General features: G+C 49.9%; 19 protein-coding genes. 8 read left to right on the top strand and 11 right to left on the bottom strand.

Annotated features, from left to right (window positions below):
• Positions 1-344: 344 nt before the first annotated feature.
• From KQI75_RS10495 to udp, 3 genes are all read left to right on the top strand, one after another.
• A complete protein-coding gene (locus tag KQI75_RS10495; RefSeq protein WP_216470750.1) occupies positions 345-1,334 on the top strand; it encodes an LCP family protein in 990 nt (329 codons plus the stop codon).
• Positions 1,335-1,503: 169 nt separating this feature from the next.
• A complete protein-coding gene (locus KQI75_RS10490; protein WP_216470749.1) occupies positions 1,504-2,601 on the top strand; it encodes a glycerol dehydrogenase in 1,098 nt (365 codons plus the stop codon).
• A 36-nt stretch (positions 2,602-2,637) separates the two neighbouring features.
• Positions 2,638-3,420, top strand: coding sequence for a uridine phosphorylase (udp, locus tag KQI75_RS10485; protein ID WP_216470748.1), 783 nt, complete (start codon positions 2,638-2,640; stop codon positions 3,418-3,420).
• Positions 3,421-3,473: 53 nt separating this feature from the next.
• Here udp and KQI75_RS10480 read toward each other — a convergent pair whose 3' ends face one another.
• Entirely contained in the window at positions 3,474-4,325 is an 852-nt protein-coding gene (locus KQI75_RS10480) for a DegV family protein (protein ID WP_216470747.1), read from the bottom strand.
• A gap of 134 nt (positions 4,326-4,459) precedes the next feature.
• Between KQI75_RS10480 and KQI75_RS10475 the strand changes: the two genes are divergently transcribed.
• The gene (locus KQI75_RS10475; RefSeq protein WP_216470746.1) at positions 4,460-4,849 is read left to right on the top strand and encodes a hypothetical protein; all 390 of its coding nucleotides are present in this window, start codon (positions 4,460-4,462) and stop codon (positions 4,847-4,849) included.
• Positions 4,850-4,911: 62 nt separating this feature from the next.
• Here the strand turns inward: KQI75_RS10475 and KQI75_RS10470 are convergent, their stop codons facing one another.
• The 5 genes from KQI75_RS10470 to licT all read right to left on the bottom strand — a co-directional run bounded on the left by KQI75_RS10470 (position 4,912) and on the right by licT (position 11,873).
• Entirely contained in the window at positions 4,912-6,195 is a 1,284-nt protein-coding gene (locus KQI75_RS10470; protein ID WP_216470745.1) for an MFS transporter, read from the bottom strand.
• Between the two features lie 164 nt (positions 6,196-6,359).
• Positions 6,360-7,205, bottom strand: coding sequence for an aldo/keto reductase (locus tag KQI75_RS10465; RefSeq protein WP_216470744.1), 846 nt, complete (start codon positions 7,203-7,205; stop codon positions 6,360-6,362).
• 91 nt (positions 7,206-7,296) lie between these two features.
• The gene (locus KQI75_RS10460) at positions 7,297-8,490 is read right to left on the bottom strand and encodes a serine/threonine-protein kinase (protein ID WP_216470743.1); all 1,194 of its coding nucleotides are present in this window, start codon (positions 8,488-8,490) and stop codon (positions 7,297-7,299) included.
• A 164-nt stretch (positions 8,491-8,654) separates the two neighbouring features.
• Complete coding sequence (locus KQI75_RS10455; protein ID WP_216470742.1) at positions 8,655-10,838, bottom strand: PTS transporter subunit IIABC; 2,184 nt, start codon at positions 10,836-10,838, stop codon at positions 8,655-8,657.
• Positions 10,839-11,027: 189 nt separating this feature from the next.
• Positions 11,028-11,873: a BglG family transcription antiterminator LicT gene (licT, locus tag KQI75_RS10450; RefSeq protein WP_216470741.1), complete on the bottom strand. Its 846-nt coding sequence runs from the start codon at positions 11,871-11,873 to the stop codon at positions 11,028-11,030.
• 454 nt (positions 11,874-12,327) lie between these two features.
• Between licT and KQI75_RS10445 the strand changes: the two genes are divergently transcribed.
• Both KQI75_RS10445 and KQI75_RS10440 read left to right on the top strand, forming a co-directional pair.
• Complete coding sequence (locus tag KQI75_RS10445; protein WP_216470740.1) at positions 12,328-13,074, top strand: DeoR/GlpR family DNA-binding transcription regulator; 747 nt, start codon at positions 12,328-12,330, stop codon at positions 13,072-13,074.
• A gap of 12 nt (positions 13,075-13,086) precedes the next feature.
• On the top strand, positions 13,087-13,914 hold the full coding sequence (locus KQI75_RS10440) for a Cof-type HAD-IIB family hydrolase (protein ID WP_216470739.1): 828 nt from the start codon (positions 13,087-13,089) through the stop codon (positions 13,912-13,914).
• A 45-nt stretch (positions 13,915-13,959) separates the two neighbouring features.
• Here the strand turns inward: KQI75_RS10440 and KQI75_RS10435 are convergent, their stop codons facing one another.
• Complete coding sequence (locus tag KQI75_RS10435) at positions 13,960-14,925, bottom strand: acyltransferase (RefSeq protein WP_216470738.1); 966 nt, start codon at positions 14,923-14,925, stop codon at positions 13,960-13,962.
• 203 nt (positions 14,926-15,128) lie between these two features.
• Here KQI75_RS10435 and KQI75_RS10430 point away from each other — a divergent pair, with 203 nt between their 5' ends.
• Positions 15,129-16,238, top strand: coding sequence for an AAA family ATPase (locus tag KQI75_RS10430; RefSeq protein WP_216470737.1), 1,110 nt, complete (start codon positions 15,129-15,131; stop codon positions 16,236-16,238).
• Positions 16,239-16,300: 62 nt separating this feature from the next.
• Here the strand turns inward: KQI75_RS10430 and sstT are convergent, their stop codons facing one another.
• A complete protein-coding gene (sstT, locus tag KQI75_RS10425) occupies positions 16,301-17,530 on the bottom strand; it encodes a serine/threonine transporter SstT (protein ID WP_216470736.1) in 1,230 nt (409 codons plus the stop codon).
• Between the two features lie 454 nt (positions 17,531-17,984).
• Between sstT and KQI75_RS10420 the strand changes: the two genes are divergently transcribed.
• Entirely contained in the window at positions 17,985-18,155 is a 171-nt protein-coding gene (locus KQI75_RS10420) for a DUF362 domain-containing protein (RefSeq protein ID WP_216470735.1), read from the top strand.
• A gap of 108 nt (positions 18,156-18,263) precedes the next feature.
• On the opposite strand, the gene KQI75_RS10415 is transcribed toward KQI75_RS10420, so the two are convergent.
• From KQI75_RS10415 to KQI75_RS10405, 3 genes are read right to left on the bottom strand one after another with little or no spacing between them, the layout of a single operon-like run.
• The gene (locus tag KQI75_RS10415) at positions 18,264-20,042 is read right to left on the bottom strand and encodes a bifunctional homocysteine S-methyltransferase/methylenetetrahydrofolate reductase (RefSeq protein WP_216470734.1); all 1,779 of its coding nucleotides are present in this window, start codon (positions 20,040-20,042) and stop codon (positions 18,264-18,266) included.
• 6 nt (positions 20,043-20,048) lie between these two features.
• A complete protein-coding gene (locus KQI75_RS10410) occupies positions 20,049-22,382 on the bottom strand; it encodes a homocysteine S-methyltransferase family protein (RefSeq protein WP_216470733.1) in 2,334 nt (777 codons plus the stop codon).
• Positions 22,360-23,040 (bottom strand): vitamin B12 dependent-methionine synthase activation domain-containing protein, encoded by a 681-nt coding sequence (locus KQI75_RS10405; protein WP_216470732.1) that lies wholly within the window; start codon positions 23,038-23,040, stop codon positions 22,360-22,362. The genes KQI75_RS10410 and KQI75_RS10405 overlap by 23 nt, the downstream gene beginning before the upstream one ends.
• Positions 23,041-23,127 lie beyond the last annotated feature (87 nt).

The following is a 23,127-nucleotide window of genomic DNA, read 5'->3' as shown; positions in this document are numbered from 1 at the left end:
ACGCTTTTCGCTATTTTATTAAATAAATTGCTGTTTTATAAAAATTTTCCTATTTTTTCGTCCAATCTTCTCTTGTGTTCCCACGCAGCTCCTTGGCAGTTCTTTGTTTATTTTTTCACTATCTTTGAAGCAGTATTTCTTTGTGTTTTTTATTATTTTTTCATATTTTGTAATTTTTCCTTCCGCATTTCCTCCCAAAAACAACACAATCTTGTCTTTTTTCCATTGCTTTTACAAAAAGTTTCCTTGTATTTTTTACCCTTTCCCTGTATACTTTTTTACAGGAATTCCATGCAATTCAATTGCTATTTCAATAGAAACACAAAAGAATCAGGAGGTCTCCCATGAGGAAAAAGTCAATATTCGTATATATTCTTCTGCTCTTGGCAATCGTCTGCGCGGCCTGCTTCGGCGCGTATCAGTATTTCTTCGGCGCACTCGAGCACGATTCTTCCTTTGAGGACGCCGTGGACAATGCAGTAGATCGTCTCGCCGTCAATGAGCAAACCGATTTAAACAACGCGGATATCAAAAACATTGCCATCTTCGGCATTGACAGTCAGGACAGCAAAAAAGGCCGTTCGGACGCGACCATGATTCTATCCATTGACCGCGTACACAACAAAATCAAGCTGTGTTCCATTGCCCGCGACACCTTGGTTTATATTCCGGATAAAGATGTATACGAGAAGTTCACGCACGCCTATGCATACGGCGGCGCACAGCTCGCCGTGAAAACGCTCAACAAAAACTTCAATCTCAATATTACCGATTATGTCGCTGTCAATTTCAGCGAAATGGCGAGCATCGTGGACATGCTCGGCGGCGTACAGGTTAATCTGAGCGAAGCTGAGATTCCGTATCTCGGCGAATGCGGCAAATCCCTGACTGCCGGCGACAGCGTGACATTAAACGGAGAACAAGCGGTTTCCTATTCCCGCATCCGCCATTTGGACAGCGATGACATGCGCACAAGCCGTCAGCGCGAAGTCATGGCCTCTCTGTTTTCCAAAGCGGGCAGTCTGACCGCGACCCAATATCCCGCACTGATCCGTCAGGGACTGGGGCTGTGCACCACATCTCTGGACTATTCCGAGATTCTCAAGCTGTCACAGTTTTTGCTCACGAGCAAACCGACCTTGGAGCAGGACGCCCTTCCGGGCAGCCATGTCGATGCTTGGGGCGGTATTATGCCGTCCAGCCGCGCTTGGTGCTACGTCTATGACCTGCGAGAAGCATCAGATTATCTGCTCTCCTTTATTTATGAGGATATTTACACCAGCGCCGGCATCAATCTGCCGAGCGCAACCGTTGACAAGAGCTTTATCAAATAACGAAATGCACGCATGCGGCGGCTGTCTGTTTTCAGACGGCTGCCGTTTTCGTTTTTTCTTTACAAAAGGATTGGATTTTGGTACACTGAAGGTAAAGATACGGGTAATTGCTGATTGCATGTTTTCAAAATACATCGGCACTCGTCACATGGAAAGGAGTCCATATATTATGTCTTATGGTATCAAGTCCCCTGCTCGCTACATGCAGGGCAACGGTGAGCTGGCAAACCTCGGCCGCAATGTCAAGAAGATGGGCGAAAAGTTTCTCGTCCTCTGCTCCCCGAACAACAAAAAGCGCGTTGGCGTACAGATTGAGGAGAGTCTGAAGTCGGTAGAAAAGGAAGTTATTTTCTGCGAGTTCAACGGCGAGTGCACCAAGGCGGAAATCACCCGCGTTATGGATGCTGTCACCGAAAACAACTGCGATGTTGTCATCGGCGTCGGCGGCGGCAAGGTCATCGACACCGCAAAGGCTGTTGTCACCAATCTGGGCGGCTATCAGCTGGTTATCATCCCGACCGTTGCATCCAACGACTCCCCGTGCAGCGGCGTTGCAGTTATCTATAACGACGAAGGCGTTGTCATCAAGGCTCTGATGATGAAGCGCAATCCGGATCTCGTTCTGGTAGATACCGCTGTGATTGCACAGTCTCCGAAGCGTCTGCTCGTAGCCGGCATGGGCGATGCGCTGGCTACTTGGTTTGAAGCACGCGCATGCAAGGCATCCGGTGTCAAGACCATGGCGCGTGGCCAGTGCTCCAACACCGCACTGATGATGTCCAAGCTGTGCTATGACATTCTGATTCGCGACGGCGTCGGTGCGCTGGAAGCACTGGAGGCCAAGCAGTCCAACGATGCACTGGAAAATGTCGTTGAGGCTTGCATCTATCTGTCCGGCGTCGGCTTTGAGAGCGGCGGTCTGGCAGCAGCTCACGCCATCAACGATGGTTTTGCTTATGTTCCGCAGGCACACGGCATGTACCACGGCGAAAAGGTTGCCTTTGGCACACTGGCGCAGCTGGTTCTGGAGCATGCTTCCGAAGGCGAGATGAACGAAGTTCTGTCATTTATGAAGCTGGTTGGTCTGCCGATGACGCTGGCTGATCTGGGCATCACCGATGTCAAGGAAGAGGAAATCCGCAAGGTAGCAGAAGCTGCTGTTGTTCCGACGCAGTCCACCAAGAATCTGCGCAAGGACATCACCGCAGACGAAGTATACGCTGCCATCATGGAAGCAGACAAGATCGGCACCGCATACAAGGCATAACAGGTTCTGCTTCTTTGTCAGACAGGAGGGAGTATCATGGCAACGGCTTACAGCCCGAATATGGAATTTCACCTGAAAATCAAGTCCGGCGACATTGGCAGATATGTTATTTTGCCCGGTGATCCCGGACGATGCGAAAAAATTGCAGCTCTGTTTGACAATCCGGTAAAAATCGCATCCAACCGCGAATTTACCACATATACCGGCACGCTGGACGGCGTACCGGTCAGTGTGTGCTCAACCGGCATCGGCGGTCCGTCCGCAGCCATTGCGTTGGAAGAGCTGGTACACTGCGGCGCAGATACGTTTATTCGCGTCGGCACATCCGGCGGTATGCAGCCGGATGTGCTGGGCGGCGATTTGGTCATCGCAACCGGTGCCGTGCGTATGGACGGCACCGGCACAGAATACGCACCGATTGAATATCCGGCGACACCGCATTTTGATGTCGTGCAGGCGCTGCATCAGGCAGCGACACAGGCCGGGCACCGGTTTCACACCGGCGTTGTGCAGTGCAAGGATTCATTCTACGGACAGCATGAACCGGAAAATATGCCGGTATCTGCGGAGCTGGAGCAAAAGTGGAATGCTTGGCTCGGCTGCGGCGCGCTGGCGAGTGAAATGGAATCCGCGACACTGTTTATCGTCGGCGCGGTGCGCCGCGTGCGTGTCGGAACGATTTTGCTCGTGCTCGGCAATCAAACCCGCCGCGCGATGGGGCTGGAGGACATACAAGTGCATGACACCACAGCATGTGTGCAAACCGCAGTACAAGCATTGCGATTGCTCATCGCATCTGACAAACAAAAACAAGCATGACAAAAAGGCAGGAGCATCGCTCCTGCCTTTCTCATTTCATATTTGTAACATAATTACGGATCGACCAAAATGCCAATGCCTACCAGTCCCGGACCGGTGTTGATCGCCAGCGTTGCGGTAATCTGATCTTCTGCCACAATCTTTCCCTGTTTGATGATCTTTTTCAGGATCGGCTTGATGGCCGCCGCTTCTTCCTGTGCGCCTCCGTTCATGAGCGCCAGCAGCGCCGGTCTGCCGCCGCAGAAAGCTTCTACATGATGCAGCAGCTTTTCTTTTCCCGCCTTTGCACCGCGGATTTTCTCCACAGTATAATAGGAGCCTTCCTCATTGCACGAAATAATCGGCTTGATCTTGAGCAGGCTGCCTGCTACGGATGCAACACCGCCAATCCGGCCGCCCTTGCGCAGATATTCCAAGGTGTCCATATAAAAGAACACCTTGCTGTCACTGACTTTTCCGCTCAGCTTTGCACAGATTTCTTCAAACGGAATCTGTTTGCTCACCTGTTCCGCTGCCCAAATCGCAAGCAGTCCTGAGCCAATCGAAATGTTTTTCGAGTCCAAAATAAACGACTGAAGTTCCGGATGCTCCTCAAAGATCAGCCGTGCCGTATTATACGTACTGCTCAGCTTGCTGGAAATAAAGACGCCGATGACATTTTCATAGCCTTCTTCCTTGATCTCCTCAATGATGTCATAATAATCCTGCATAACCGGTGTGGAGGTATGCGGAATTTCCTCCGGAAAGCGCTTGTATACATCATGTGCCAGCGCAACGCTGTCCATATAGTGCTCGTTTTCATATGAAACGCGCAGCCGAAGCACCTTCATATCGTATTTCTGAATCAAAGACTGCGGAACATCACAGCCGGAATCAACGAGAATAACGGTCTTGCTCTTCTTCATGGTATATTCCTCACGATAAACATAGTTTTGATAACCATATAGTATAGTATTACATATCCACCGTTTTTTGTCAAGTATGCACTTGCCTGTCCGTCTGTTTTCTGTTAAGATATGTCCATAAAGGAGTTGATACGATGCCGAACACCGAAAAGCCGACTTTGCATCTGACACCGCAGGAAATAGAATTTTGCATTTCCGCTCTGCAAATCGAAATAGAAAACGTTGACCACGACGCGCAAACCAATGAGCTTTCCGAGACCGATTGCAAGGAACTGGACGCTTACGCCCAGCGGCTTGGTGCTGTACAGGACCAGCTGCTCATCGGACAGACGGATTTCCGCCCCGACACCCTGCTTCCGGTCTATGACTTGATAAAAAGTCAGCGCAACGCACTCAATGATATTCTTGACTACGAGGACGTGGCGCCCGATATGCGCCAGCAGGGACAGCAGCACGTGCGCACGGCAAATTCCGTTCTGCGCAGGCTGAAAAAGTACCTGCGGGAATTTGAAATCGAAATATAAACGCATACATAGATCAAAAAACAGGCTCTCTCTGATTTTTCAGAGAAAAGCCTGTTTTCATTTTATGATTTTGCGCGCTCGCGGTTGTCTAAGCGATGTTCATACACGCCCCAGCGCCTGCATCCGCCCAGCGATGCCAACAGCGCAAGCAGCGAAAAGCCGACCCAAACCGCAATGGCTGACCCCCAGCCAAAATTTTGTGCAACTGCGCCGACACCAAAACTGGAAATCGCCGAACCAACATATGCCGAACAATTCAAAATACCCGTCACAGATGAAGCGCGTCCGACTACGCCAAAATGCACCGGAATTAAATTGATTAACATGATATTTGCGCCTGTCATACAGGTACTTGCTACAGTCAGCAGAATCAGCGACAGCACGGCGCTGACATTGCAAACCAAATCCAGCACAATCAACACGATAATCGTCACGGCAAAAAATGCCGCAGACGCTTTGAGTTCGTTTTCCGTCCATTTTTTCGGCAGCGCCTTGGTAAAGAACACACCCAGCATATTAAACACCGGAATAATAATATCCAGTGCAACAGACGCTGACGTGCCAAAGTGGAAATTCTGCGTCATCAAGGTCGGCAGCCAAGTCTGGATGCCATCGCGCAGCATACCGTGCGTCATAGCCGGAATCGTCGCCAGCACAATGCCGGAGAGCAGCAGCAAACGCAGCATGTTTTCTTTTTTCTGTGTCTGCTTCGGCTGCAGCTCAATCACTTCGATTTCATCACTGGTTTCTATCTGTTTTTCAAACCAGCTCATGCGAATCATCCAGTTGATGCCCGTAATAATAATCATGCCGCCCGCCAGCAAAAATACGCCGCGCCAGTTCCAAGCCGTCAGCAATACCGTTGCCAGCACATAGGCGAGAATGGTCGCCAGCGGATAGGTCACCGCAATGTTATTGCAGCATTTTTTGCGCTCATCCGGCGGCATCTGCTCGGCAAAAATACGTGCAATGGGAGACCACATGGTTGACTGAAACAATCCGTTGAGTGCCCAGACCACCAGCATGACCGCATATTGTCCTGTCAAACCCATAATAAGGTTCAAAATACCGGAACCAATCAAGCCCACAAAAATCATCTTTTTCGGGCTGATGCGGTCACCGATCAAACCGCTGAAAATCTGCGACACGCCGTACACGACAAACAACGCCGTGCCGATGAGTCCCGCCTGTGCCTCATCCATACTGCCGTTTGCAATCAGCGCAACCATCACCGCGGAATAACTCATTCTTCCGAATAAAGCGATAATATACGTGATGGCGCACAGCCAGAACATCTTGCCGGACACCGCATGCGGACACACGCGGCGCTCTAGTCTCGTTACCATGTTTCTGCTCCATTTCTATTCTCTAATGAACCGTACAAATATAGAGTATAGTCATCCTTGCCTGTTCCGTCAATCCGCATTCCGCTGTTATTCCTGTATAGATTCTTGCGCTTTTCCGGTAAAATGCCCACTCTTCTGTACCTTAGAAAAGTGGGCATTGTTCATCAATAAATCAAATTGTCCGGATCAAGATTGGACCAGCCGCAGCCCTGCAGATTGCTGATAACCTGCATATCGGATTCTTCGAGAGAAAAATCAAAAATCCGGCTGTTTTCTGCGATTCTGGACGGCGTTACCGACTTCGGCAGCGGAATGACACCGCGCTGTACATGCCAGCGCAGAACAACCTGCGCGACGGTCTTGCCGTATTTTTTTGCCAGCTCCTGCACTTCCGGAACAGAGAAAATACGTCCGGTTGCCATCGGGCTCCAGCCCTCAACGACAATATTGTGCTCGCGGCAGTATGCAATCATGTCATCCTGCGGCATACCCGGATGAATTTCGATCTGATCCACCATCGGCGCAATCTCACAATTGTCGACCAGATTCTCGATATGACGCGGACGGAAGTTGCTGACGCCGATCGCCTTAATCTTGCCTTCACCGTACAGCTTTTCAAACGCACGCCACGTTTCGATGTTCATTTCTTCCCAGTTGTCAAAATACTTGCGGTCATGCGGCCAATGAATCAGGTATAAATCCAGATAATCGGTCTGAAGCATTTCCAGAGAACGCGCAAAGGCATCCAGCGTGCTCTGATAGCCCTGATGCGGGTTCCACAGCTTGCTGGTCAGGAAAATGTCTTTTCGCGCAATGCCGGATTCTGCGATTGCCTTGCCGACACCCGCCTCGTTGCCATAGGCTGTCGCCGTGTCAATGTGGCGGTAGCCGACGCGCAGCGCCTCTGCGACGGACTTCTCCGCCTCTTCATTTGGTGTCTTCCATGTACCGAAGCCCACACACGGAATGGATGTCCCGTTGGAAATCGGAATACGTGTCTGTAAATTCATGGATGTTCCCTCCTGTTGTTTGTTGTTAGGTTTAGTATAGCACAAGAGGATTTATTGGAAAAGCACAATTTTATGAAGATCGACACTCACTCTATTCTGCTTCCACTGTTATTTCCGCCACTTTCTTTGACCAACGCCATGCCTCTTTCCAATTTTTCTTTGTGCCAATACCCTTTCTGTAGCAGCGGATAAGATGTATCATCCCATCAATATCTCCAGATTCCGCTGCTTTTTTATACTGCTCAAACACCTGCACGTCATCTTTTTCCCCACTGACGCTATGATCATGCTGTATATAGTTTGTCTTCTTATCCCACGATGCGTCCCGCACATATTCCGTCGGACGGTCATAGGATGCATCTCTCACATGTTTTGTTTGACGATTACGCGATGATGCTTTGGATATTGCTTTTGTCTTGAGATTGCCGAGTGCAGCGCGCAATTCTCCTATCGTCTGCCAGCGATCCTGCGGTTGAACAGCCAGTCCCTTCATCAGTGCCTCACCATGTTCCATGCCCAACGGTGCATGCATGTTATCTTGAATGCATCGTAAATACGATGGCTGTGGTTCTTTCCCAGTTATCAGTCGATATAGTACCGCACTGAGTGCATAGACGTCCGTCCAAGTACCTTGTTTTCCATGTGGATCGTATTGTTCAATCGGTGCATATCCACTGGATACGACTGCAGATTTGGTATGCGTATCTATCTGTCTAGCATTGCCAAAATCAATCAGCTTCATCGTTTGATCCAATGCGCAAATCATAATATTAGAAGGCTTAACATCTCGATGAATCATTCCTTTTTGATGTACAGTTTCCAACGCATCAAAGATGTTTCTCATCAAATTATATGCGTGTTGTTCAGAAAAAATCCGGTTGGTTCTATTAAGATAAGACTGTACCGACTCCCCTATCAAAAATTCCATCGCCAAAAAGATATTCTCTTCATCCGAAATAATATTTTCTATCTTTACAATATTCGGATGATTTAATATGAGTAATTTTCGTGCTTCTCCTATAAATGTTGCACGTTCCTTTTGCATATTCAAATTTTTTCTATTCTCTGCGGTCGGATTAAATTGCTTAAGCACAAATGGTTTTAATCTCGTGCAAGCACAATAAGTAACACTCATACCACCAGCACCAAGCACCCCATAGATCTGGTAATCTCCATGTATAATTGTTCCTTGCGGCAAAACTTTCCGATCCGTTTCTACAGTTTTTACTTTTAAAGCTCTTGGACACCGTTTTTTATTTATTCGGCAATTTGTGCAGAAGTTCATTGTCTCTCTCCCATAAAACATGGATTTTTATTTATTATATCATAGTCCCAGATAAAATACAGCACCCGCCCTCTGTTATCAGAAAGCGGGTGCGGTTGGAAATAGAATAGATAAATAAAGAATAGGGGGGATTTATCTTCACAGGGAAATTCCCTGCAAAAAACTTAGTTTTTGATCTCTAGCAGATCCTGCGATGCCTTGACGGTACCGGAAGCGACTGCCTTGATCTCCTTGTAATCATCTGTGTTGCAGACGATCATCGGTGTGGTGCACAGATAACCTGCTGCCTTGATGGCATCCATATCGAAGGATACGAGCAGATCGCCCTTCTTGACGGTCTGGCCTTCCTTGACATGCGCTTCAAAGCCCTTGCCGCCCATCTTGACGGTATCAATGCCGATGTGCAGCAGCAGTTCAACATCATCATCGACAGACAAGCCAATCGCGTGCTTGGTCTCAAAGATATTGACAACCGTGCAGTCAGCCGGAGCATACAGCTTGCCTTCGGTCGGCTCAATGGCAACGCCATCGCCGAGTGCACCGGACGCAAATACTTCATCCTTGACCTGATCCATCGGTACAACCGTGCCGTTCAGATGCGCACCGAGTACCCAAGACTTTGCTGTGCCGGAAGATTCCTTCTTCGGTTCCGGCTTTGCCTCTTCCTTCGGCTGTTCCGGCTCGCCCATCAGAGCGGCTTCAGATACAGCACCGGCACGAATCTGTTCTACCAGTTCTTCCAGATTAGACTTAACAATGGTTACAGACGGACCATAGATAACCTGAATCGCATTGCCCTTGATGACAACGCCGGATGCACCGGTTGCCTTGAGCAGCGGCTGATTGACCTTGCCGCTGTCTACCAGCGTCAGACGCAGACGCGTTGCGCAGCAGTCAATTTCGGTTACGTTTTCGGAACCGCCGATACCCTTCAGGACATTGACAGCCTTCGGATCAATGTTTGCAGCCTTGCCGCCTGCAACGCCGATGCCGGTAGCCTTGCGGTATTCGTCCTTGGTCATCATCTTAACTTCTTCGCCGTCTTCTTCACGACCCGGCGTCTTGAGATTCCACTTGCGGATGAAGAAGCGGAAAATAAAGAAGTACAGGATGAAATATACAACGATAACAGGAATCAGCGTCATCCAGTTGGACTTTGCCTGACCTGGCAGAACGCCGTACAGAATAAAGTCAATCAAGCCGTCCGAGAATGTAGTACCGATGCAGATCTGCAGGATGTGACAGATTGCGAAGGATGCGCCAGCCAGTACAACGTGTACAGCAAACAGTGCCGGAGCAAGGAACAGGAAAGTAAACTCGATCGGCTCGGTAACGCCGGTCAGGAATGCAGTCAGTGCTACGGAGAACAGCAGAGAACCAGCTTCCTTCTTCTTCTCCGGACGAGCACAAACATACATAGCCAGTGCAGCACCCGGCAGACCGCCCATCATGAACGGATATTTACCGGTCAGGAAACGGCAAGCGTCTACAGAGAACTTGACGGTGTTCGGGGATGCCAGCTCTGCAAAGAAGATGTTCTGTGCGCCCATAACGGTCACGCCGTCGATGACAGCTGTGCCGCCAACGCCGGTCTGCCAGAACGGCATGTAGAAGATATGATGCAGGCCAAACGGAATCAGCGCACGCTCGATGCAGCCGTACAGGAAGGTTCCAAAGTAACCGGAAGCCTGTACCAGACCGCCCAGTGCATAAATGCCGTTCTGAATGACCGGCCAAACAACAAACAAAATCGCGCCGGTGATGATAGCAAATACCATGCTGACAATCGGAACAAATCGCGTGCCAGCGAAGAAGGACAGTGCGTCCGGCAGCTGGGTCTTATAGAATTTGTTGCACAGCACTGCGGTAATCAAACCGGCAATGATGCCGCCAAATACACCCATCTGTAAGGTTTGAATGCCTAGGACATTCGCAATTGCGCCTTCCTTGACGCCCTCTGCGATTTGTCCGTCTACAATTGAGCCGTTTAACGTCAACAGCACATTGATAGTTGTCAGCATAATCAAGTAGAAAATGCCTGCCGACAGAACGGCAACGCCCTTTTCCTTCTTTGCCATGCCGAGTGCAACTGCCAGCGCAAAAATCAGCGCCAAGTTGCTGAAAATCGCATTGCCCGCATAGTTGAGCATGAGCATGATGGAATACAGCAGCGTACCCGGATGCAGAACGCCGCTCAGACCATAGGTTGCAATGGTCGTTTCGTTGGTGAACGAACTGCCGATACCCAGCAGGATTCCGGCAAACGGAAGCACGGCGATTGGCAGGAACAAGGATTTACCAATCTGCTGGGCAGTGGCGAATACAACACTGCTCTTTTTTTCTTTCATATAATCTCCTCCTCTTTGTTTGGCTTTTGTGACACATACTATGAGTATGTCCCAAAGAAAATATAAAAACCCATACCAATCCCACAAAGACATACCAACCGTGTCAGTACGTGTTTTGTAAGACTCGTATGGGTTTCGCCCAAATTAGGTAACGATCCCAAATCCGAATCGGATTTCAATCTTTTCTTTTTATGCGCTCATATTGATGCGCTTGAGATGAATCGTGAGATAGATCAATTCTTCCTCAGACAACGTCTTGTCCCACGTGTTTTTCAGATAGTCTGCTATGCGCTGTGCGCATTGATAATGCTTTTTGCAACTATAGGCAATCATCTGCCGGAAATTGACATCATTTGCATCGCTGTTGTCCGGCAGCGTTTTTCCCTGAAAAACGCGTTTGGCAAAGTAACGCAGATGCACGACAAATCGGCTGAAGTCCAACGACTGCCGGTCAAATTGCTTGTGATAATACGCTTCTACCACATCAATGCAGCCATCTATGAGCTTGGTGATGTCATACATCTCTGACATGTGCGTATTCATCTCCGCATTGACAATGTGCAGAGCAATAAACGATGCCTCATCGTCATTCAGCGCAATGCCGGTTTTCTGCCGGATGGTCTCCAAGCAGCGGCGTCCCATCTGATATTCCGCCGGATAGTAGCACATAATAGAACCCGCCAGCGGATTGGTAAACGCAATGCCCTGCTGCTTGCGCTGCATCGCAAAGCTGATGTGATCGGTCAGTGTGATGAGAAGCGATTCATTGAGCGGCTGGGTAATGCTGCGCTTGATGTCTGCGACGAGCTGTTCTGTCAGCTGCAAATCCTCCATCGGGATCTGCTCGACCAGCTCACGCAGCTTGCGCTGCTCCTGCTTATCTACCATACGGTAGGTCTTTTCGATTTTGCTCTTGTCAAGGGTTTCGCCGGTATGCTTTTGGAAGCCGAGACCTTTTCCGGTAACGATCACTTCGTTTCCTTCTTCATCGATCGCACAGAGGATATTGTTGTTAAAAACTTTTTTGACCTTCATATCCCCTGTCCCTTCTGCTTGTCAATCAGGAAAAAAATAAACCACCCCTACACAGCAATCTTCTCTATACGATAGATTCAGCGCTGTACAGAGTTGGTTACGCCCGCCTGACCGGTAACATTCCAACGATTCCGTTTACGTTGTATAAATAGTAACATGTTTTTTATAAACTGTCAAGGAAATCTTTACAATTTTTTCACACTTTCTGGTCTGCAGGCAGTTCCAAAACAGATCCGGCTTTCTCACCTTGTGCTGTTTCTGCCGGCAGAAAAGTCATGCGGCGAAAGCGCAGTTCTGTTTTGTTTTATTTCATTTGAAATCGTTTATTGATTTCATTGCTTGTATTATATCTAATTTTCTAAAAAATCACAAGTATAATTTGTAACAAAAGAATCTTTACTTTCATTCGTAAATTTGGTATACTGTTCTCACGAAGAAAACCGGAGGAACAAACATGAATAACCGATGTCAGACCATTCTGTCTCTGTTGACAGAGGAACAAAAAATAGATGTCTCTGCCCTTGCAAAAAAATTGCAGGTATCGCAGGTCACAATCCGTAAGGATTTGGATGAATTGGAACGCCGCGGCATTGTCATCCGCGAACACGGTTTTGCTCGCCTGTGCAGCGCGGAAAACGTCGCATACCGCATCGCCTATCACTATGAAGAAAAGCGCCGCATTGCCGTTCGTGCTGCTGAGCTGGTCTCGGATGGTGAGACACTGATGATTGAAAACGGCAGCTGCTGCGCCTTACTGGCGGAAGTTCTGACGCAGACCAAGCATAACCTGACGATTTTGACAAACAGTGTCTTTATTGCTGATTACATCCGAAATCGAACGGATTTTCAGATTATTGTACTCGGCGGTATATATCAGCCGCATGCACAGGTGCTTGTCGGACCGATGGTTCGCCAATGCGCAGAAAACTTCTACGTTCCGCATTTTTTCCTCGGCATAGACGGTTATTCACCGCGCACAGGCTTTACCAACCGTGATTCTATGCGCGCGCAGGCTGTGCGCGACATGGCGCATCAGGCAGACGAGCTGATTGTTCTGACCGAGAGTGAAAAATTTGCTCATTCGTCAACCGTTCCTCTCAACGTAAGCAGCCAAATCAAAACCGTCATTACTGACAGCAAGCTGGATGCCGAAATGTATGCTCAGCTTCAAAACAGCGGCATCACCCCGATTCTTGTATAAAGGAGATTCTACATGCGTTATCAGCTCATTGCATTCGATATGGACGGCACACTGCTCGATTCCAACAAAAAAATTCTTTCCTCCAGTCTCACTGCGATTTCCGACGCAGTCAAAGCGGGAAAAAACGTCATCTTATCCACAGGACGCTGCCTGCCGGAACTGCGGGAATATCTGCCTCAGCTTTCCGAGGTGCGATATTTAAACTGTGTCAGCGGCGCCTTGGTGGTCGACCGACAGACAAACACGGCAATTTACAGCTGTAGCTTAGCTACAACGACTTGCCGCCAAATTCTGGATTTTGTGGAGCATCAGGATATCATGGTGCATCTGCTCGGCGAGACCACTTCCATCATCCAGCGCAGCCACTGCCAAAACATGGCGCACTTCGGCATGGGACAATATCAGGGATTATTTGAGCGCAACGCGGAACAATGGGAGGATCTTTTCGCGCAGTATCGCGAGAACCCTTTTCCTGTTGCCAAGCTGAATTTATATTTCACTAACCCAGAATCCCGCCAGCGCGTCGAACAGCAAATACTGGATGCAGAGATTCCGGTCACCATGGCACATGCCGAAGCAACGTCTTTGGAAATCAGCGCCAAGGGCGTCAGCAAGGCTGTCGGTCTGCGCAAGCTGTGCGAGCATCTGCACATTCCGATTTCCGAGACCATCGCGGTCGGCGATGCGCCAAATGATTTAGAGGTCTTAAAAGCTGCCGGTCTGGCTGTTGCCATGGGAAATTCCCGCCAGCAGATTTTAGATATGGCGGATGTTGTCGTGTCCGACTGCGACCATGACGGCTGCGCCGAAGCGATTCATCAATACTTACTGCGCGCATAACAAAATCGGCATCGAGCGACAAACTCGATGCCGATTTTTTCTTGTTTATACGAGATACCGTCCCACAGTCGGGATTTTGCGGATGAGCCACGTCAGGCCGCCGGAAACCACAAGCAGCAGCACAGAAGCGCCAATGACAAACAATCCCGCCGGAAGATAGATTCCATAGTCATTGAGAACCCAGCACAAAACCGCCAGCAAAATCGGATGGATGAGATAAATGCCAAAGCTGAGCTGCGCCAATCGAGCAATCGGACGCATAATCTTGACAGACAGGCGTTTTTTTGCCAGTGTATTCTTGGTCACCAAGAAAATTGCTGTCGCAATGAGCAGTGCATCCGGAGACAGCATCAGCTGTGCCGGATCGGTTGAGAATGAATCAAAGCCCCACAGACCGCGAAATGCCAAAATCACGCAGACCGCACCGAGCAGATAAAAAATCCGCAGCTGCTTGCGCGTCAGAAATGCCGTGCGCAGATACCATCCGGCGGCAAACACGCCGAGATACCCGAAGCCCATCAGCGCATAATCCGCCACGCGCACCGAGCCAATCTGACTTTGGACAAACGGATATACGCCGCCGAGCAGCACGCCGAACACGACCAGATACGCCAGTTCTCTCGGTTGTGCCGCGCGGGTAAACACGCGCAGCACCGGAGAAAACGCATACAAAATAAACAGCACAAACAAAAAGTTCAAATAGCATGAGCTGCCGGTCAGAATGCCCTGCAAAACGTTTCCGGTCAGCGCATTGACCAGCATCGCAAACATTCCCCATACCAGATAAGCGATGACCAGACGCAGCACATAGCATTTTCCCAGCTCTTTTCCGCTCAGATACCAGCTGCCATCCAAAAAGAACATGCCGCTGAGCATGAGGAACATCGGACACACCCATGTCAGCAATCCAATCGCAGGTGTGTATCCCGCCGCAATGCACGTGCTGAAAAGGACAGTCGCAACACATGCCGCTGCACGCAGAACATCCGGATACACCAGTCTTCTCTTCATCGTATCATTCACCCTTCTTTCTATGAATATCGTTCTATTCTCTATGCCTATCATCATATCATATCAAAATGCCAATGAAAACCGCTAACGCAGGAAATTTATAACAAAACTATGAATTTTGTCGGGTTTTGTCTCTCTGCAGTCATTGACTTCCCTGTTTGCAGCCGATATACTGATAGTATCATCAAAGGAGTTACCCACGCATGAAATCTATTACCAAAATCGTCATCACCGGCGGGCCATGCGGCGGCAAGTCAACTGCTATGGCATGGATTGAGAGCAATCTCTCCAAACAAGGCTATAAAGTTCTTTTTATTCCGGAAACTGCATCTGAACTGATTCTGGGCGGTGTCGCACCGTGGACGGTCAACACCAACTATGATTTTCAAAAAGCACTCGTCTCTCTGCAAATTCAGAAAGAGCGCGTGTTTGAGATGGCAGCCAACAATATGGAAAACGAAAAAATTCTGATTGTCGCAGACCGCGGCATTTCCGATAACAAAGCTTACATGACAAACGTCGAATGGGAATCTCTGTGCCGTGAGCTGGGCGGCAGCGAGATTGCGTTCCGCGATAACTACGACGCCGTTTTTCATCTCGTGACAGCAGCAAAAGGCGCCGAAAAATTCTATACGCTATCCAACAATCAAGCGCGCACAGAAACACCGGAGCAGGCCATTGCAATGGATGAAAAAATCATTACCTGCTGGACCGGACACCCGTATTTGCGCATCATCGACAATTCTACGGATTTCACCGGCAAGATGCGGCGTCTCGTCAGCGAAATTACGCATTTTCTCGGTGAACCGAACGCCTTTGAGACCGAACGCCGCTATCTCATCCGCATGCCGGATTTACAGGCATTGGAACGCCTGCCCAACTGCCGCAAGGTCGAGATCATTCAGACCTATTTGATTCGACAGGACGGAGAACCGCTTGTGCGCGTGCGCCAGCGCGGCAGCCACGGCAGCTATATTTATGTCAAAACCACAGTCCAGCAAACCGCTGACGGACATTTTCTTGAAACCGAACAGCGGCTCACCAAAGACGAGTATCTCAGCCTGCTCATGGATGCAGATACCTCACTGCGGCAGATTCGCAAAAATCGCTATTGCCTGACGGAAAACAATCTCTATTTTGAAATTGATGTCTATCCGTTTTGGAAACAGCAGGCATTGCTGGAAATTCAGGTCAATGACCCGCACCAGCACATTGCCTTTCCGCCGTTTCTTTCTATCCTCCGCGATGTCACACACAACAGTGCATACAAAAGCTACGGCATCTCCCAGCACATTCCGCCGGAGGACGCATAATTCTTTTCAAGAAGAAATCCCCTGTACCTCTACGAGATACAGGGGATTGTTTTGTTCTGGGATTAAAATTTAATCTCCTTGCCCTGCTTCATCCAAGTGCGGAATTCTGCAGTGGCGGCGAACAATACATCGCCGGAGGAATTGATTGCGGTCTCGCAGGAATCCTGCAGCACGCCGATGATAAAGCCGACGCTGACAACCTGCATCGCAATATCATTGTTGATGCCGAACAGCGAGCACGCCATCGGAATGAGCAGCAGAGAGCCGCCGGCGACACCGGACGAACCGCATGCACCCAGCGTTGCCAGCAGTGCCAGAACCAACGCCGTCGGAATATTGACCGACATATCCAGCGTATGTACAGCGGCCATCGTCATAATGGTAATGGTAATCGCTGCACCGTTCATATTGATGGTCGCACCGAGCGGAATCGAAACGGAATAAATATCTTTATCCAGTCCCAGCTTGTCGCACAGCGCCATATTTACCGGAATGTTAGCCGCAGAGCTGCGTGTAAAGAATGCGGTCAGACCGCTCTCCTTGAGGCAGCGGAACACCAGCGGATACGGATTTCTGTGCAGGCACAGCGCAACGATGAGCGGGTCAATGATCAGCGCAATCACTGCCATACAGCCGACCAGCAGCAGAAGCAGGCTGCCGTAATCCTTGAAAATGCCCAGACCATTTTGCGACACGGTTGTAAACACCAGACCCATGATGCCGAACGGTGCCAGATTGATGATCCAGCGCACTGCCTGTGATACCGCATTGGACAGTTCCGTGAGCGATTCCTTGGTGTGCTCGGATGCAATGTTGCGCAGTGCCAGACCCAGAATAATCGCCCATGTCAGCACGCCGACATAATTCGCGTTTACCAGCGCATCAATCGGGTTGGATACGATGTTGCCGAGCAGGTTGCTGAAAATCTCTGCCATGCCGCTCGGCGGAGCTGTTTCGGAAGCAGCAGCCTCAGCCAGCTTCAGCTTGACCGGAAAGGCAAAGCTCGCGCAAACAGCCAGAGCCGACGACAGCAGCGTGCTGAACAGATACAGAAAAATAACCGTTCGGAACTGCTTACCGATGCCCGAAGATGCCTGCGCCAGCGAGCTCATAACCAAAATAAATACCAACAGCGGCGCGATTGCTTTCAGTGCACCGACAAACATGGTGCCCAGAATAGAAATGCCTGCCGCCTGCGGCACAATCAGTGCCAGAATGATACCAATGATCAAACCGATGATGATACGGAGAATCAAACTGATATCATTCCATTTTTTGATGACATTTTTCATATTTTCTTGTCCTTCTATAACAGTATTCTTTTGATTTTCTCCACAAAAACCCAAAAGCCTACTTATTGTAGCACACTTTTCTCGTTTCTACAAGGCGCGTTGACGGTTTTTGACGCGGTTTGCCTGCTTTTTTCTACAGAAAATTTCACCAAAATTTCTAATAAAAATTTTTCTATTTTTATTAACATAGGCTTACTTCTTTTTTTCAGGCAATGTTTTGAAAAATACGCAGAATTGCGAGATTTTTTGCATTAAAAACCCAATTTTTCGCAACTTTTTGCACATTAAAGTTAGACTCCGTTTAGATTTATTTCATTTTTTTGAATTTTTTTAGTTGATTTCTCGAAAATCTATGATACAATAGGTACATAAGAAATCGCACAACGTTTGTGCATCTTTCTTTATTTTATATTCTGACATTTAATATGTAAAGTTTTTTAGGAGGTATATCATTATGGCTTATCAGATTAGCGATGCATGCATTAGCTGTGGTTCCTGCGCTGGCGAGTGTCCGGTAGGTGCTATTTCCGAGGGTGACGGCAAGTATCAGATCGATGCAGGTGCATGCCTGGATTGCGGTTCTTGCGCTGGCGCTTGCCCGATGGGTGCAATCTCTCAGGAGTAATTTGCTGCCTAGCAATGTACATCAAAAGGCTTCGGTTTGATACCGAAGCCTTTTTTCATATCCATATACCGAAAGAGACCGTCTGAATCAGACGGTCTCTTTCGGTATTTATGCTTGCTCTTTGATTTTTTCCAAAATACGACAGATGAGCGCCGTTCTCTGGAACGGTGTCATCAGATAGTAGCCATCGACATACGGCGCAATGCGCTTGGCAATTTCAGCGGAAATCGTGACGGCAAGCTCCTCGCCCTCCGCGCGATTTTTCCCCTCGTACATCTGTGTGATGGTTTCATCGACGCGGATGCCGTTGATTTCGCTGTCCATAAATCGTGCATTTTTCGCACTGACAACCGGAATAATACCGCCCAAAATATACGCACCGCCGAGTTCTTCGCGTGCACGCTTGAGGTTTTCAAACGCCTGCTCAGTCAGAATCGGCTGCGTCAGGAAGCCAATGATGCCGCGCTCCAGTTTTCCTTTGGCGAGCCGCAGCTGTACATCAAAGTTCAGTGCATTGACATTGAGCGCGCCGAACAGATGGAACGGGCTCGGCAAAACCGACTGTCCCAAGGAGGACACGAACGATGCCAGCTTGCGGGAATTAAACTGATAGACGCTCTTCACCTCATCGCGCTCCGCCGTCGGAATGGGGTCGCCGGTGACCAGCAAAATATTGCGTATGCCTTCGGCGTGCAGTCCCATGAGCAGTGCCTTGGTCGCATTGAGATTGCGGTCACGGCAAGTCATATGCGGCAGCGCATCCATATTCAATTCGCGCCGAATTTTGCACGCCAGCAGGCTGGAATCCACGCGTGCCCGCGCAATCGGACAATCCGCAATGGTGATAATATCGACATCGGCGCCTTTGAGCATCCACGCGCCGCTCATAAATTTGCTCAGATCCGCGTTGGCCGGCGGATCCAATTCAACGGCAACTACCTTCTCACCCTTGCGCAGCTTTTCCCAGAACAAGCTCTCCGGCAGCGTATCGACCAGTCCGACGCGCTGCTTTTTGCTCGCCTTGGGTTCCTTGGTATGCGTGTAGCCGTCCAGTGCTTTTTTTGCCTGTGCAATGTGCACCGGTGTTGTGCCGCAGCAGCCGCCCAGAATACCGGCGCCTTCTTTTGCCATTTCCAACAGCTGTGCCGCAAAGTACACCGGATCGCCTTCATAAAACGACCGATTGTTGATGACAACCGGATAACCGGCATTCGGCATCAAGGACAGCGTGATGCCGGTGTGATCCAACTCCTGTGCCAGCTCCAGCATATGCCGTGCGCCGCAAACACAGTTAAAGCCTATCGAATCAATGTCTGTGCACGCTTGTACCTCATGCAGCAGATCCGCCGCAAAACTGCCGTCCCGCGAGAAGCCGTCCAGCTGAATCGCAAACGAGACAATGATATATGCGTCCGGATTCTTTTGCTTGATATATGCCGCTGTCTCTTTTAGCCCCTCTGCATTTGCGTTGGTCTCGAACAGAAAATGCTGTGCGCCAAGCTGCAGAAAGCAGTCCGCAACAAAGCGAAATTCCTCTCGAATGTCCATGGTTTCCGGCAGACCGGAAATCGGTCCGATATCTGCAAAGACATATGCCTGATCCTTTGCCGCTTCACAGGCGAGCTTCCAACCTGCCTGAATGGTGCGTTCAACCAGTTCTTCATTGCCCTGAAAATTGACGCGATTGACAGCAAAAGTATTGGTCTTAATCGCCTTGCTGCCCGCCTCCAAATATTCCCGATGAATGTCCGCAATCAGCTCCGGCTGGCTGAGATTGGCCAGCTCACAGCCGCTTCCCACGCTCTGATTGCGCGTAGAAAAATAAGTGCCCATACCGCCGTCAAACAGCAGAATATGATGCTTGATATAGTCTCGAATGTTTGTCATATCGCGTTATCCCAATACTTCCTTTGCCACATCTACAGATGCCTTTGCATCCTTGGTATAGTAATCTGCGCCGATTTCTTCCGCATAATCCGCCGTCAGCACGGCGCCGCCGACCATGACCTTGCAGTCATGTCCCGATGCGCGGAGCGCTTCAATGGTTCGGCGCATAGAATCCACCGTTGTTGTCATCAGCGCCGACAGACCGACCAGCTTAACATCTTCTGCAATCGCCGTGTCCACAACTTTCTGTATCGGCACATCGCGCCCCAAATCAATGACCTGATAGCCGTAGTTTTCCAGTACCACGCGCACGATATTTTTGCCGATGTCGTGAATGTCACCTTCCACTGTCGCCATGATAATCTTGCCCTTGGAGACGCTCTCGCCGCCGCGCTTCGCGATGCGCAGCTTGATCAAATCGAAGCCTGCACACGCCGCATTGGCTGCATTGATGAGCTGCGGCAGGAAAATCTTCTGTTTTTCATATTTATCACCGACCAAATCCAGCGCCGGAATCAGTTTCTGATTGATGACATCCAGTTCAGACATGGTTTCCAGCAGCTTTTCAGTCAAATCTGCGGTTTCCTGCTTGAGTCCCTTGAGCACAGCATCCGCGATATTCATCTCTTTCGATACCGCACCGGATTTCGGTTCCTCTTCGACATTGGCGAAGCGCTCGATATACGCCTCGCAGCCGACATCTTCGCCGGACAGCGCGCGATAAGAAACAACGGTGTCCATAATCGGTTTCAGATTCGGATTGATAATCGGCAAGTCCAAACCGCACCACATCGCCTGTGTCAGGAAATTGGTCGTGATATTGTTTCGTTCCGGCAGGCCGAACGAAATGTTGCTGACACCGAGCACGCAATGCAGTCCCAGCTTTTCGTGTACCATGCGAACTGCTTTGAGTGTCTCCACTGCCTGTTCCTGCTGCGCGGAAATGGTCAGCGTCAAGCAGTCAATGAGCACATCTTCCTTCGGTATGCCATGCTTCATGGCTTCCTGCATGATTTTTTCCGCCATGTCAAATCGTGCCTGTGCCGTCTGCGGAATACCGGATTTATCCATGGTCAGACCGACAACTGCCGCACCGTATTTCTTAACGATGGGCAAAATCGTGTCCAGTTTGTCCTGCTCTGCATTGACGGAATTGACAATCGCCCGTCCGCTGCACGCGCGCAGCCCCGCTTCAATGGCCACCGGATCCGACGAATCAATTTGCAACGGCAGAGAAACGACGCTCTGCACCGCTTTGACCACAGCCGTCATCATTTTTGCCTCATCAATGCCCGGCAGACCTACGTTAATATCCAAAATATCCGCACCGGCGTCCTGCTGTTCAATCGCGCGCTCCATAATATAATTGAAATCGCACTCTCGCAGTGCCTGCTGGAAGCGTTTTTTGCCGGTCGGATTGATGCGTTCACCAATGACACGCACGCCGCCAAAATCCGTCATATGGCTGGCCGAGCACACACCGCGTTTGCGCACCGGACGAACATCCTCGTTCGCATCCGGCAGCGCCGCCAGCGCCGCGATAAAGTCCGGCGTTGTGCCGCAGCAGCCGCCCAAAATTGAAACGCCCAATTCCGGAAATTTCGCCATCTGTCTGCCGAACTCTGCGGCGTCCATGTCATAGCCGCCGGTTGCCGGATCCGGCAGACCTGCATTCGGCTTGACAATGAGCGGCTTGTCCGTCCACTTACGCATCTCCTCGATGAGCGGGAAAATTTCCTCCGGTCCGAGCGAGCAGTTGATGCCCATGGCAGCGACATCCAATCCTTCCAGCGTTGCCGCCATGCTGGCAACCGTCGTACCGGTAAACGTTCTGCCGGTCGCCTCAAAGCTCATGGTGACCCAAATCGGCAGATTGCTCTGCTCCCGCGCCGCGAGAACAGCGGCTTTCACTTCGTACAAATCGGTCATTGTCTCGAAGATTACGAGATCTGCGCCCGCCTGCTCGCCGGCACGCACCATCTGCGCATAAATCTCATACGCTTCATCAAATGCCAGCGTGCCAAGCGGCTCCATCAGCTCACCAATCGGGCCGACATCCAGAGCAACTCTCGCTCTGCCGTCCGCCGCCTTTTTCGCAATGGCAACATTTGCCGCCACCAGTTCTTCCGTTGTGTGGCCGGTGCCTTCCAGTTTATGTGCATTGGCACCAAACGTATTGGCATAAATAATATCGCTGCCAGCGTCTACATAGCTGCGCTGAATGCGTTCCAAAATTTCCGGATGCTGTACACCGAAAATTTCCGGGCGTTCGCCCAACCCCAATCCGGCAGCCTGCAGCATGGTGCCCATGCCGCCGTCAAGTAATGTCAGATGATTCATGACAAGCAAGTCCTTCCTTTCGATAGGGACAGGTCAGGAACATACTGCATACCTCACAGCCCCGTTTTCTCAGTTTTTGCGGATGATCGGAGATTCCCAGAATTGCCGTGACAGATTTCCGCGGAATCATCAAATAACTTGGTGTGACGGTCAGCCCGATGCGCCGCGCTGTGTTGAGCGCCTCGCACAGTCTGCGCTGGGTGTGCAGCGGCAAATCACCGTATCCCGGGCTAAAGCGGTCGGTCAGAAATTTCCCCTCCCGCTCCAGCTGCTCTCGCAGGTCAAATTCAAAATGGTCACACACATTTTCAATTGCCGCGCTGGCGCACGCGTCCATAATCAGAGCATCCGCCATATCCGTCACTTCTCGCCGCATAAGCATCTGTTCAATCTGCGGTCCCAATGTCACGGCGAGCAAAATCGCTTCCTGACAGCCGGATAGAATCTCCGGCATGTCTTTTCCTTCCAACGGAAAGCCGGCAATTTCGCCGTTTCGAACCGGCAGTCTGCGATAGACCAATCTCGGCTGACAGCTCTCAGTCACCTGTTTGATGCAGCGCTGTATCTGCTGCTCCAGCTCCGGCGGCCGTTCCTGCCCGCGATAGCCGAGATACATCAAAATTTCATTGTAGTTTATTTGTGTCAGTCTTGCTTCCAATCACCGTTCACCTCGCATTTCCTACCATTATACCATGCAAAACGCCGTCCCGCAACCAATCCAAAAAGCAACAAAAAACTGCTGCAG

It is taken from the genome of Butyricicoccus intestinisimiae (genome assembly GCF_018918345.1).
Taxonomy (GTDB): Bacteria; Bacillota; Clostridia; order Oscillospirales; family Butyricicoccaceae; genus Butyricicoccus_A; species Butyricicoccus_A intestinisimiae.
The sequence above is the reverse complement of the archived record's forward strand: the minus strand, read 5'-3'. Positions and strand labels throughout refer to the sequence as shown.